Annotated in this window: 10 protein-coding genes and 1 pseudogene; 3 read left to right on the forward strand and 8 right to left on the reverse strand. The window is 72.2% G+C overall.

Annotated features, from left to right (window positions below; genetic code table 11):
- Nucleotide 1: 1 nt before the first annotated feature.
- The 3 genes from ACFYWI_RS30985 to ACFYWI_RS30995 are packed head-to-tail and all read right to left on the reverse strand — an operon-like array spanning nt 2 to nt 3674.
- Entirely contained in the window at nt 2-1732 is a 1731-nt protein-coding gene (locus ACFYWI_RS30985) for an L-aspartate oxidase (RefSeq protein WP_389238883.1), read from the reverse strand.
- Nucleotides 1729-2757 (reverse strand): pantoate--beta-alanine ligase, encoded by a 1029-nt coding sequence (gene panC, locus ACFYWI_RS30990; RefSeq protein ID WP_389238885.1) that lies wholly within the window; start codon nt 2755-2757, stop codon nt 1729-1731. The genes ACFYWI_RS30985 and panC overlap by 4 nt, the downstream gene beginning before the upstream one ends.
- Nucleotides 2754-3674 carry a Rossmann-like and DUF2520 domain-containing protein gene (locus ACFYWI_RS30995; protein ID WP_389238887.1) on the reverse strand — a complete coding sequence of 307 codons (921 nt, stop codon included), beginning with the start codon at nt 3672-3674 and terminating at the stop codon, nt 2754-2756. The genes panC and ACFYWI_RS30995 overlap by 4 nt, the downstream gene beginning before the upstream one ends.
- A 189-nt stretch (nt 3675-3863) precedes the next feature.
- Here ACFYWI_RS30995 and ACFYWI_RS31000 point away from each other — a divergent pair.
- Nucleotides 3864-4996, forward strand: a pseudogene (locus ACFYWI_RS31000) (threonine aldolase family protein).
- A gap of 305 nt (nt 4997-5301) precedes the next feature.
- Here ACFYWI_RS31000 and ACFYWI_RS31005 read toward each other — a convergent pair.
- From ACFYWI_RS31005 to ACFYWI_RS31015, 3 genes are read right to left on the reverse strand one after another with little or no spacing between them, the layout of a single operon-like run.
- Nucleotides 5302-5907 (reverse strand): AAA family ATPase, encoded by a 606-nt coding sequence (locus ACFYWI_RS31005; protein WP_389238889.1) that lies wholly within the window; start codon nt 5905-5907, stop codon nt 5302-5304.
- A 5-nt stretch (nt 5908-5912) separates the two neighbouring features.
- Nucleotides 5913-6587, reverse strand: a complete 675-nt coding sequence (locus ACFYWI_RS31010) for a response regulator (protein WP_389238891.1) — start codon at nt 6585-6587, stop codon at nt 5913-5915.
- A gap of 33 nt (nt 6588-6620) precedes the next feature.
- A complete protein-coding gene (locus ACFYWI_RS31015) occupies nt 6621-7820 on the reverse strand; it encodes a sensor histidine kinase (RefSeq protein ID WP_389238893.1) in 1200 nt (399 codons plus the stop codon).
- A 98-nt stretch (nt 7821-7918) separates the two neighbouring features.
- Here ACFYWI_RS31015 and ACFYWI_RS31020 point away from each other — a divergent pair, with 98 nt between their 5' ends.
- Both ACFYWI_RS31020 and ACFYWI_RS31025 read left to right on the forward strand, forming a co-directional pair.
- Nucleotides 7919-8944: an SAM-dependent methyltransferase gene (locus tag ACFYWI_RS31020; RefSeq protein WP_389239027.1), complete on the forward strand. Its 1026-nt coding sequence runs from the start codon at nt 7919-7921 to the stop codon at nt 8942-8944.
- Between the two features lie 80 nt (nt 8945-9024).
- Complete coding sequence (locus tag ACFYWI_RS31025; RefSeq protein WP_389238895.1) at nt 9025-10167, forward strand: NADH-quinone oxidoreductase subunit D; 1143 nt, start codon at nt 9025-9027, stop codon at nt 10165-10167.
- Nucleotides 10168-10224: 57 nt separating this feature from the next.
- On the opposite strand, the gene ACFYWI_RS31030 is transcribed toward ACFYWI_RS31025, so the two are convergent.
- Nucleotides 10225-11214, reverse strand: coding sequence for a hypothetical protein (locus ACFYWI_RS31030; protein WP_389238897.1), 990 nt, complete (start codon nt 11212-11214; stop codon nt 10225-10227).
- A gap of 85 nt (nt 11215-11299) precedes the next feature.
- The gene (locus tag ACFYWI_RS31035; protein ID WP_389238901.1) at nt 11300-12280 is read right to left on the reverse strand and encodes an ABC transporter substrate-binding protein; all 981 of its coding nucleotides are present in this window, start codon (nt 12278-12280) and stop codon (nt 11300-11302) included.
- Nucleotides 12281-12299: the final 19 nt, after the last annotated feature.

Here is a 12299-nt window from a genome sequence, read left to right on the forward strand (position 1 = left end):
GTTACGGCTCCCTGGGGGCGTCGGGGACGGTCGAGGCGATGGTCTCGGGGACGGTGAGAAGGGTCGGGGGGAAGGCGGTGTCCTCTGTGGGCCGGACGACGAGCCGGCGCTCGGGCGTGATCCGTACGACGAGATGGCGGCGCCAGCCGGTGTCGTCGCGCTCCGGCCGGTCCTCGCGCCAGTGGCAGCCGCGGGTCTCCTCGCGCTCCAGCGCGGCGCGGACCAGCACCCTCGCGACGCACAGCAGGTTCGAGGTCTCCCAGGACTCCACGCCCGGCTCGGTCGTCTTGCCGGAGCCCTCCTGTTCACGCACCGCGTTCACGTGCACCGCTTCGAGCGCGGTAGATGCGGCGGCCAGGCTCCTGGCTGAGCGCAGCACACCCGCGCCCTCGGACATGATCCGCTGGATCTCGGCCCGCGCCTCGGGCGCGATCAGCGGCAGCAGCGAGGTCCCCGCCGACGCGGACGGTCCGGCCGGGCGGGGTGCGCCGGCGGCGATGTCGGCGGCGATGCGCTCGGCGAAGACCAGACCTTCGAGGAGCGAGTTGGAGGCCAGCCTGTTCGCGCCGTGCACGCCGGTGCAGGCGACCTCGCCGCACGCGTACAGGCCCGGCACAGTGGTGCGGCCGCGCAGGTCGGTGCGTACGCCGCCGGAGGCGTAGTGCGCGGCCGGGGCGACGGGGATCGGCTCGGTCACCGGGTCGATGCCATGGGCACGGCAGGCCGCCAGGATGGTCGGGAAGCGCTGCTCCCACATCTCGGCACCGAAGTGGCGTGCGTCCAGGTACATGTGCGCGGCGCCCTGTTCCTGCATGCGGCGCATGATGCCCTTGGCGACGATGTCCCGCGGCGCCAGCTCGGCCAGCTCGTGCTGCCCGAGCATGAAGCGGGTGCCCGACGCGTCCACGAGGTGGGCGCCCTCGCCCCGTACCGCCTCGGAGACCAGCGGCTGCTGGCCCTCGCTGTCCGGGCCGAGGAACAGCACGGTCGGGTGGAACTGCACGAACTCGATGTCCGAGACCTCCGCCCCGGCGCGCAGCGCGAGCGCCACGCCGTCACCGGTGGAGACCGCGGGATTGGTGGTCGCCGAGAAGACCTGGCCCATGCCGCCGGTGGCCAGCACCACGGTGGGGGCGTGGACCGCGCCGACGCCGTCGTGCTGACCCTCGCCCATCACGTGGAGGGTGATGCCGGCCGTACGGCCTTCTGCATCAGTCAGCAGATCCAGGACCAGTGCGTTCTCGATGGTGCGCAGGCCCGCGTCCCGTACCGCGTCGACCAGAGCACGAGAGATCTCCGCGCCCGTCGCGTCACCGCCCGCGTGCGCGATACGGCGGCGGTGGTGGCCGCCCTCGCGGGTGAGCTCTATCTCGCCGGAGTCCGGGTCGGTGTCGAACAGCGCTCCGGTGGCGATCAGCCGGCGTACGGCGTCGGGCCCTTCGGTGACCAGGGTGCGCACGGCCTCCTCGTCGCACAGGCCCGCCCCCGCGACCAGGGTGTCGTCCAGATGCTGCTCGGGGGTGTCGCCCTCGCCGAGCGCCGCGGCGATGCCGCCCTGGGCCCAGCGGGTGGAGCCGTCGTCCAGACGGGCCTTGGTGACCACGACCGTGCTCAGTCCGGCGGCGGCGCAGCGCAGCGCCGCGGTGAGGCCGGCGACTCCGGAGCCGACCACGACGACGTCGGCCTCGATGGCCCAGCCCGGGGCGGGGGCGTTCAACCGTATTCCGGTCACTTCTGGGCTCCGAAGGTCAGGTGGATGTTGTCGATCAGGCGGGTCGGGCCGACCTTCGCGGCAACGGCCAGGACCGCCTCCCCGGTGTGGTCGTCGGGCACGTCGGTGAAGGTGGCCGGGTCGACGAGCGCCAGATAGTCCAGCACCAGCGGCGGCTGCGCCTTCGCCGCCTCGTCCAGGACGGCGCGGGCGGCGGCCCGTACGGCATCGGCACCGCCCGCCGGCCCGGCCGTGGCGACCGCGTGGGCGTCGGCCGCGGCGCGGGCCTCGCCGAGGGCGGAGAGCGCGGCGGCGCGGGACTGCGAGGCGGGCAGGGACTCGGCGCGGGCGTGCAGGGCATGCTGGGCGGTGAGCCGGTCGCGGGCAGCGAACAGGGCCCGGGACAGGGCGAGTGCGGTGCCTCGCTCGGCCGGCGACAGGTAGCGGTTGCGGCTGGAGAGCGCGAGGCCGTCGTCCTCACGGACGGTCGGCACGCCGATGATCTCCACCGGGAAGTTCAGGTCGCGGGCCATCCGGCGGATCAGCGCCAGCTGCTGGGCGTCCTTCTGCCCGAACAGCGCCACATCGGGCCGTGTGAGGTGCAGCAGCTTGGCGACGACGGTGAGCACGCCGTCGAAGTGGCCGGGCCGGAAGGCGCCTTCGAGCCGTTCGCCCATCGGGCCCGCGGTGATGCGGACCTGCGGCTCGCCGCCCTCGTACACCTCGTCCACGGCGGGGGCGAACACCACGTCCGCGCCCGCGTGTTCGGCCGTCTTCAGATCGGCTTCCAGGGTGCGCGGATAGCGCTCGAGGTCCTCACCCGCCCCGAACTGGAGCGGGTTGACGAAGACCGTGACGATGACGAAGCCCTCGACCCCCACGTGTTCGCGGGCCGTCCGGATCAACGTGGCGTGGCCTTCGTGCAACGCGCCCATCGTCATGACGACGGCGGTGCGGCCGGACACGCCGCGGTGGTCGAGGACATCACTCAGATCGTCCCGGGTCGGTACGAGACGGAAGTCCTTGCGGCTCGTCCTGGCGCTCATCGCAGGTCCCCCTCCGCGAGGACGCCCAACAGGTCCTCGGCGAGTTCCGGCTTGAGCATGCCGTGAGCGAGCGCCCGGTCGGCGGTCGAGCGGGCCATCGCCAGATACCCGGCGACGGCGCCCGGCGCGTGCTTGCGCAGCTCGGCGACGTGCGCGGCGACCGTGCCCGCGTCGCCGCGGGCCACCGGGCCGGTCAGGGCGGCGTCCCCGGAACGCAGCGCGTTGTCGAGCGCGGCACCGAGCAGGGGGCCGAGCATCCGGTCCGGGGCGGCGACCCCGGCGGTACGCAGCAGCTCCATCGACTGGGCGACCAGCGTGACGAGGTGGTTCGCACCGAGGGCGAGTGCCGCGTGGTAGAGCGGGCGGGCGTCCTCCTCGATCCACTCGGGCTCGCCGCCCATCTCGATGACCAGGGCCTCGGCGGCCAGCCGCAGTTCCTCGGGAGCGGTGACCCCGAACGAGCAGCCGGCGAGCCGCTGCACGTCCACGGCAGTCCCGGTGAACGTCATCGCGGGGTGCAGTGCGAGGGGCAGCGCACCGGCGCGGGTCGCCGGGTCCAGCACCTTGGCGCCGAACCTGCCCGAGGTGTGCACCAGCAGCTGCCCGGGCCGTACGGCACCCGTGTCGACGAGCCCTTCGACCAGTCCGGGCAGGGCGTCGTCGGGGACGGTCAGCAGGACCAGCTCGGCGCGGGCGAGCACCTCGGCGGGCGGCACCAGGGGAACGTCGGGCAGCAGCGCGGCCGCCCGGCGCACGGAGTCGTCGGAGACACCGGACACGGCGACCGGACGGTGCCCGGCGAGCTGGAGCGATGCGGCCAGGGCCGGGCCTACCCGGCCCGCTCCGACCACGCCGACGGACAGCCTGGCAGGGCGGTCCCGCGGGTCGAGCGGTTCCTGTGGTGCTGTGGCATTCACGCGGCGGTGCCTTCCGTTCCAGTCCGCGGGGGTACCGGACGATTCTCGAGCACGATGCTACGCCAGCGTTTCCCGCACCCCCGCAGTTGTCCACAGGCTGTGGGTGATGATCGGACGGTGACGCATTCGACCGCGCCGGGCACGCCGGTGCTCCACACCACGACCGACCCGACCGACACGACGACGGACATGGACGAGCAGGACGCGCGGCGGCGAAGGCTCGCCGCATGGCGTGCGTCGAAGCGGGTGCTGTGGCGCAGTTCCGCCGAGTACCCCGTCGGGGAATGCCTGGCGGGACTGACCGCGGATGCGGCGACCGTCTACGACCTCGACGAGCCGGTCGACCTCTACGGCGACGGAGTCGTGGGGGAGCTGGAGCGGCGGACGGCGGCGCTGCTCGGGCTCCCGGCGGCGGTGTACTTCCCCACCGGGACGATGGCCCAGCAGGTGGCGCTGCGCTGCTGGGCGGGCCGCACCGGCAACAGCACGGTCGCCCTCCATCCGCAGGCCCATCCCGAGGTGCACGAACGCTCCGCCTTCGCGGCGCTGAGCGGCCTGCGCACGATCCACCGACCACCGAACCGCGGCTGCCGACGGCCGACGAGGTGCGCGAGTGCGACGAGCCGTTCGGCGCGTTGATGCTCGAACTGCCCCTGCGGGACGCCGGTTTCGTTCTGCCGTCGTGGGACGAGCTGGTGACGGTGGTGGCAGCCGCGCGCGACCGGGACGCGGTGGTGCACTTCGACGGCGCCCGTCTGTGGGAGTGCACCCCGCACTTCGACCGCCCCCTGGAGGAGATCGCCGCCCTCGCCGACAGCGTGTACGTGTCGTTCTACAAGTCGCTGGGCGGCATGTCGGGCGCGGTGCTGGCGGGGCCCGTGTCGCTGGCCGAGGAGGCCCGCGCCTGGCGCCACCGGTACGGCGGCCAGCTCTTCCAGCAGTACCCGGCCGCGCTGTCGGCGCTGATCGGTCTGGAGCGGGAGCTGCCACGGCTGCCGTCGTACGTGGCCCACGCGAAGGTCGTGGCGCGGGCGCTGCGCGAGGGGTTCGCACAGGCGGCCGTGCCGTGGTTCCGCGTCCACCCCGAGCAGCCGCACACGCACCAGTTCCACGTGTGGCTGCCGCACGACGCGGACGTACTGAACGAGGCGGCGCTGGCCCAGTCGGAGGAGACGGGAGTGACGCTGTTCCGCCGCTGGTTCTCGCAGGGCTGCCCGCCGGGCGTCGCGGTCACCGAGGTGACGGTGGCCGCGGACGGCCTGGAGTGGTCGGCGGACGACGTGCGGGCGGCGGTGGCGGGGTTCGTGGAGCGGCTGGGGTGAGCCGGGAGACGGGGTTGCCCCCTTGAAACCGGGGCGCCCAGCCGCTTGACGGACGTCAGGCGGGGTCCCCCACGTCTCCCGAGACGGCTGTTTCCCGGCGCGAGCGGCAGTGCACCGGATCCGCGTGCGCTGACGTGCCGGCCCCGGCATCACGGCGGGGCGGCAGCGCAAGGCCCGTGGCGCGGCCCGTGCGCGGCAGACGGGCCGGGGCGGTCGCGGTCACGGGAGGGGACGTTGCGTGACCACCGCCTGGAAGCGGTGGTGGTCCGGGGCTTCCTCGAAACGGCGCTTCGCCCGGGCATGGCCTAGTCGAAGCGGATGTGCCTGATCCCCGTCCACGCCGTGCGCAGCCGGTGCCTGAGCGGCCCGTCCGTGTTCGGCGCGAGGCGCAGCCCCGCGGCCTCGGCAATCAGGTCCGCCACCTGCGGCACTCCCACCCGGTCGGTGTGGATGTGCTCCCCGAACAGCGGGGCCCGCAGCCGCTCCAGACAGTGGTCCAGTTTCTGTACGGCGAAGCTCTCGCGCTTCAGCCCGCGGCCCAGCCCCCGTTCCGTCAGCCGCCGCAGTACCGTCTCCCGCTCGGCGAGCAGCGCGAAGTGATGCACCTCGTGTCCGGCCTCGTCCCGCAACCGGCCCACGATCTGGTCGAAGTAGGCCGGCTCGACCAGGGTCATGGGGGCGATCACCACGCCTTCGTGCGTCCGCAGGGTCACGTCGAGCACCTCGTACACGCCCTGGCGCCAGGCGGCGAGATCCTGGAAGTCACCCCGCAGTGCGGGCGGCAGCATCCGGTGCAGCCCGAAGCCCACATGCTCCGGGTCGCACACGACACTGCCCGGCAGGCGCCGCCGGATCTCGGACGCCGTCTGCGTCTTCCCGCCGCCGAAGGGGCCGTTGATCCACAGCAGCATCGCGCTCAGAACGTCCCCCCGCCGGCCCGCACCAGCCCCGTCTCGTACGCCAGCACCACCACCTGCACCCGGTCCCGCAGGCCCAACTTCGTGAGGATGCGGCCCACATGGGTCTTGACCGTGGCCTCGGACAGCACCAGCCGCGCCGCGATCTCACCGTTCGACATGCCCTGCGCGACCAGCATCATCACTTCGCGCTCGCGCTCGGTGAGCCTCTCCAGCTCCTTGTGCCGCGGTTCGTGGCCGGAGCTGGGCAGCATCGGTGAGAAGCGGTCCAGCAGCCGCCGTGTGGTGGACGGCGCGACGACAGCGTCGCCGCTGTGCACCGAGCGGATCGCGCCGAGGAGTTCCCCGGGCGGCACATCCTTGAGCAGGAAGCCGCTGGCGCCTGCCTTCAGCCCCGAGAAGGCGTACTCGTCGAGGTCGAACGTGGTCAGGATCAGCACCTTCGGCGCATCCGGCTCGGCGCAGATGCGCCGGGTCGCCTCGACGCCGTCCAGCCTCGGCATACGCACATCCATCAGCACGACGTCCACGGCCGTGGAGCGCAGATTGTCGATCGCCTCCGCGCCGTCGCCCGCCTCGGCGACGACCTCCATGTCCGGCTGGGCGGCGAGCACCATGCGGAATCCGGTGCGCAGCAGCACCTGGTCGTCGACGAGCATCACTCGGATGGACATGACAGTTGTTGTCCTCGATCTCTAGTGGGCGGCCTAATGCGCGGGCTTGAGGGGGAGCAACGCACTGATCCGGAAGCCTCCGCCGGGCCGCGGCCCCGCGTCCAGGGTGCCGCCGACCATACCGACGCGCTCGCGCATGCCGATCAGACCGTGGCCGCGGCCGTCCGCGCCACCGTCCTCGTACAGCTCGTGCGACGAGCCGCGGCCGTCGTCCTCGACGAGCAGCCCGAGCCCGTCGTCGAAATACACCAGGCGCACACTCGCACCGACCTCCGGGCCACCGTGCTTGCGGGTGTTGGTCAGCGCTTCCTGCACGATGCGGTACGCGGTGAGCTCGACGCCGCTGGGCAACGGCCGCGGCGTCCCCTCGATCTTGAAGTCGACGGTCAGGCCCGCGCTGCGAACCTGCTCGACCAGTTCCTCGATCTGCTCCACATCGGGCTGCGGAACGTACTCGCCGCTCGGCGGGCCGTCCCCGGTGCGCAGGACGCCGAGCAGCCTGCGCATCTCCGCGAGTGCCTGGCGGCCGGTGCTCGAGATGGTCTCCAGCGCCTGCTTGGCCTGGTCGGGGGCGGCATCCAGCACATAGGCGGCGCCGTCGGCCTGGACGACCATCACCGAGACGTTGTGCGCGACCACATCGTGGAGCTCACGGGCGATACGAGCGCGTTCGGCGGCGACGGCGACCTTCGCCTGCGCCGCGCGCTCGTCCTCCATCCGGGCGGCACGCTCCTCGAGCTGGGCGAAGTACGCGCGCCGCGTGCGTATCGAGTCGCCGAGCACCCAGGCGAACGCGAACGGCAGGCTCATGATCACCGTGAGGAACACCCGGCCGAGCGTGCCCGTGTCCTCCTCGGGCCAGCGGATCTGGGCCAGCGACGCGGCACAGGGCCCGCCGATCAGAGCCAGCCGGGACGCCCAACGCGCCCCGTCGTGCGCCGCGACCGTGTAGATGATCACCAGCATCGCGAAGTCGGCGGGGTTGACCTCGACGTCCAGCACGAGCTGGGCGACGCCCAGTACGGCCGCGAGGACCAGCATCTGCTCCGGCATCCGGCGGCGCAGGGCCACGACCAGACTCAGCAGCAGGACGATGACGGACGCCGAGATCGTGGGCCAGAGCCCGGTCGGCACCTCCATCACCCACAGCATGGAGAAGCCGAAGAGCATGACGGCCCAGAAGCTGTCGACGCCCGTCGGGTGTCTGCGGATGAAGTCATAGAGGCGCTGCACGTAACCCAGAGTAGGGAAAGAAGATCGGTGCAGGGGTCAACCGGAGGGGCGATCCGGACCGCCGGTGCGTACTCCGCAAGGTGGAGACTGGGCCCGTGATGTACGAGACGGATCAGCAGGTCGGGTGGCGGGAGGCGGCTCAGGCCGCGCTGTACGGGCCCGGCGGCTTCTATCTGCGGCCCGAGGGCCCCGCCGGCCACTTCCGCACGTCCGTACACGCCTCGCCCCGGTTCGCCGCAGCGATCGCCCGGCTGCTGGTCACCACGGCCGGGTCGATGTCGCTGGACGAGCCGGCACTCGTGGACGTGGGGGCGGGCCGCGGCGAACTGCTGACGGGTGTGCTGGCCGCCCTGCCGCCCGGCTTTCCGGTGCGGGCGTACGCGGTCGAGCGCGCGGCCCGCCCCGCGGGCCTCGACCCGCGTATCGAGTGGACGGACACGCCCCCGGCCCGTGTGCGCGGGCTGCTGTTCGCGAACGAGTGGCTCGACAACGTGCCGGTGGACGTCGCCGAGGCGGACGCGGACGGGGTGGCGCGCCAGGTGATGGTGGACCGCGCGGGTGAGGAACGACTGGGCGAGCCGGTCACCGGCGCGGACGCCGAGTGGCTGGCCCGCTGGTGGCCGCTGACCGAGCCGGGTACCCGCGCAGAGATCGGGCGGCCCCGGGACCTGGCGTGGGCGCGGGCCGTCTCCACACTGGACGCGGGCCTCGCGGTCGCCGTCGACTACGCGCACACCAGGGACAGCCGGCCCCCGTTCGGCACACTCACCGGCTTCCGCGGCGGCCGCGAGGTGCGTCCCGTCCCGGACGGCAGCTGCGACATCACGGCGCATGTGGCGCTGGACGCGTGCGCGCTGCCGGGCGCGGAACTGATCGGTCAGCGCGAGGCGCTGCGCGGGCTGGGCGTGAGCGCCCAACGGCCCCCGCTGTCGCTGGCGTCGTCCGACCCGGCGGCGTACGTCCGCGCTCTCGCGGCAGCGGGCGAGGCGGCCGAGCTCACGGCAAGGGGCGGCCTGGGCGACTTCACCTGGCTCATGCAGCCGATCGAGCCGGACCGGCCGCCGCGGGTCGCCCCGGGGCCCGGGGCGGCCGGTCCGGCTCGGGGCGGCCATCGGCAGGCCTGACGCGGGAGCCCGCCGCGGCCCCTGATACCGGAGCCGGTCCAGGACGTCCGGGGCCGCAGGGCCTCTGAGACACTGGGCGCATGACGGAGACGACGGTCGGCATCGGCGGCGCGGCGGAGACCACCGACATGGTGCTCAACATCGGGCCCCAGCACCCCTCCACCCACGGTGTTCTGCGCCTTCGTCTCGTCCTGGACGGCGAGCGCATCCAGCACGCCGAACCGGTCATCGGCTACATGCACCGCGGAGCCGAGAAGCTCTTCGAGGCGCGCGACTACCGGCAGATCGTGATGCTGGCCAACCGGCACGACTGGCTGTCCGCGTTCTCGAACGAGCTCGGAGTCGTGATGGCCGTCGAGCGGATGCTCGGCATGGAGGTACCGGAGCGCGCGGTGTGGGTCCGTACGCTCCTCGCCGAACTGAACCGGGTCCTCAACCACCTGATGTTCCTGGGGTCGTACCCCCTCGAACTGGGTGGAATCACCCCGGTGTTCCATGCCTTCCGCGAACGCGAAGAGCTCCAGCACGTCATGGAGGAAATCTCCGGCGGCCGTATGCACTACATGTTCAACCGCGTCGGCGGCCTCAAGGAGGACCTCCCGGCCGGCTGGCTCGGCCGCGCCCGGCACGCCGTCGCCGACGTCCGCTCGCGGATGGACGTGTACGACCACCTGGTACTCGGCAACGAGATCTTCCGCGCCCGTACCCGTGGTGTGGGGGCGCTGTCGGCCGAGGCCGTGCACGCGTACGGCGTCAGCGGGCCGATCGCGCGCGCCTCCGGCGTCGACTTCGACCTGCGGCGCGACGAGCCGTATCTGGCGTACGGGGAGCTGCAGGACACCCTCAAGGTCGTCACGCGCACCAGCGGCGACTGCCTGGCCCGCTTCGAGGTGCTGCTGGAGCAGACGCACATCGCGCTGGACCTCGCGGACGCCTGCCTCGACCGGATGGCGCAGCTGCCGCCGGGGCCGATCAACCAGCGGCTGCCCAAGGTTCTGAAGGCTCCCGAGGGCCACACCTACGCCTGGACCGAGAACCCGCTCGGCATCAACGGGTACTACCTGGTCTCCAGGGGCGAGAAGACCCCGTACCGCCTGAAGCTCCGCTCGGCGTCGTACAACAACATCCAGGCGCTCACCGAGCTCCTGCCCGGGACGCTGGTCGCCGACATGGTCGCGATCCTGGGCTCGCTGTTCTTCGTGGTCGGCGACATCGACAAGTAAGCCGGTTCAGCCGGAGGGGTCCCGCCGGACCGGGACCCGCCGACGTGCCGGCCTGCCTCAGGAGCTGACCGCCTTGCGCAGGTCGACGACGTCCAGCTGTTCGGTCTCGTCGTGGGCGGTCAGGTCGATGACCTTGCCGACCGCGCGCGAGCCGGCGGCGGGCTGTGCGGCCGCGAGGGCCTCCTCGCCGACCACATCGGCGAGATCCTCGTTCTGCACGGCCTCGATCGCCTTCTGGGCGCCGGCGCCGGCGCCCGTGCCGAAGAAGTCGAAGCCGCCCTCGGGGCGCTTGACGCGCGGGCGCTGTCCGTACGGCACGATCGCGGATGCGGCCGGGACGCGACGCCTGGCGGGGAGGGCGGACGACGTGCGGGCCTGATGTTCGCCCCCGGCGCCCGCCGCGTGCTTCCCCTGCGGCTCGTCCGCCTCCCGGGCCCGTTCTTCCAGATCGCGGTGCCGGGCCTCCTCGACGGTGCGTTTGGCCTCCTGCGCCGCGGCGTTGCGCGACAGGTCCTCCAGCGCCTTGGCCGCACGCAGATACGTGGAGGGCGTGGGCGTGCTGCCGGCCGGCGGGAGCGCCTTGGCCGGGGCGGCCGCCTCCAGGGCCAGCTGCCTGCGGCCCTCGAGTGCGCTGGCCCGCTCCGTCTCGGCGTTCGCGTACCGCCGCAGCAGCGCCGCATGTTCGCCGCGCAGTCCGGCGAGTTCGACCCGCTTGGCGCGCAGCTTCGCGTCGAGCTTGACGCGCAGTTCGCGGGACTCCTCGATGTCCGCCTCGAGCTCGGCGATGCGTTCCTCGGTCTGCCATGCGTCGGCGGCGCGCCCGCGCGTCAGTTCCGCCACCCGGCGGCCCGCGCTGCGGTCCCAACTGCGCATCAGGACAGCGCCGGTGAGGGCCGAGGCGGCCGCGGCGGCAACCATCATCCGGAGCACGACGGCATCCCCGACGAACCACGCGCCGGCGGCACACAGAACCGACGCTCCGGCGACTGCCGAGGGCGGCAGCAGCTTGTGCAGGGGCGGGGAATGGCGGTGGCGTCCACGTGGCATGGCCCGAAATTTACAGTGCGTGGACGCCGAATGGGGTGTCGGCCCGGCAAATCTCTGGATCGAGAACGCCGGGCCGTCCCTTTCGCTACTTCTTGAGCAGTCCCTTGGACTCCAGATAAGCCTTCGCCGCATCCTCGGGCTTCGCGCGCTCCGCGTCCACCGTGCGGTTCAACTCGGCAAGATCCTCAGTGGTGAGCACCTTGGTGAGCCTGTCGAGCACATCGGCTATCGCCTTGTCGCCGGCGTCCTTGGCATTGACCAGGGGAAGGACGTTGTCCGCGTTCTGGAGCTTCTTGTCGTCCTCCAGCAGCACCAGGCCGAAGCTGTCGAGCGTCGCGTCGGTGGTCGTGGTCAGCACCAGCTGGTCCGTACCGTCCTTGACCGCCTGCTTTGCCTGCGGGGTTCCGACGCCCTTGGGGTCGATGCCCGACACATCGATGCCGTACGTCTTCTTCAGACCCGGCGCACAGAAGGGCCGCACCTCGCACTCGTCGCCTGCCGCGATCTTCACCTTCAGCTTGGAGGCGCCGAGATCGGAGAGGGTCTTCAGGTTGTTCTTCTCGGCGAATTCCTTGGAGACCGCGAAGGCGTTCTGGTCGACGGCCTCACCGGCTGGCAGCACCTTGAGTCCGCGCGGCTCCGCGAGCTCGGTCAGTGCGGCCACGGTGGCGGCGACATCGCCCGAGGCGACCGGCTTCTCCTCGGGCGCCTTCGGCCCGTTCGCCTTCGCATTGAGGAATTCGGCGACGGTTGCGGCATATTCCGGGACGATGTCGATCTCGCCCTTCTCCAAGGACGGTTCGTACAGCTCGCGGTTCTTCACCGTGGTGATCGACGTCCGGTAGCCCGCGTCGCCCAGCAGTTGCGCGTACAGCTCGGCGAGCACCTTGGACTCGGTGAACGCGGCGGCGCCCACGACGAGCGTGCCCTTCTTCCCGGACCCTGAGGCCGATGCCGAACCGCCGCTTCTCTCCTGCTCCAGGCTGTCGCCGCCGCACGCGGCGAGGGAACCCGTCAGGGCCACCACACCGATCACCGCACCCGCCATGCGCGAGGTCTTGCTCATCAGGTTCACCATCCAAGGG

Origin of the sequence: Streptomyces sp. NPDC002889, from assembly GCF_042888425.1 — a bacterium.
Lineage (GTDB): Bacteria > Actinomycetota > Actinomycetes > Streptomycetales > Streptomycetaceae > Streptomyces.

What these genes read in the sequence shown, in the direction of transcription:
- ACFYWI_RS31005 (WP_389238889.1), bottom strand. Translation starts at nt 5,907, where the DNA reads ATGCTGCTGTGGATCAACGGCCCCTTCGGCGGCGGGAAGACGCAGACG.
- ACFYWI_RS31035 (WP_389238901.1), bottom strand. Translation starts at nt 12,280, where the DNA reads ATGAGCAAGACCTCGCGCATGGCGGGTGCGGTGATCGGTGTGGTGGCC.
- ACFYWI_RS31010 (WP_389238891.1), bottom strand. Translation starts at nt 6,587, where the DNA reads ATGTCCATCCGAGTGATGCTCGTCGACGACCAGGTGCTGCTGCGCACC.
- ACFYWI_RS31030 (WP_389238897.1), bottom strand. Translation starts at nt 11,214, where the DNA reads ATGCCACGTGGACGCCACCGCCATTCCCCGCCCCTGCACAAGCTGCTG.
- panC (WP_389238885.1), bottom strand. Translation starts at nt 2,757, where the DNA reads ATGAGCGCCAGGACGAGCCGCAAGGACTTCCGTCTCGTACCGACCCGG.
- ACFYWI_RS31025 (WP_389238895.1), top strand. Translation starts at nt 9,025, where the DNA reads ATGACGGAGACGACGGTCGGCATCGGCGGCGCGGCGGAGACCACCGAC.
- ACFYWI_RS31020 (WP_389239027.1), top strand. Translation starts at nt 7,919, where the DNA reads ATGTACGAGACGGATCAGCAGGTCGGGTGGCGGGAGGCGGCTCAGGCC.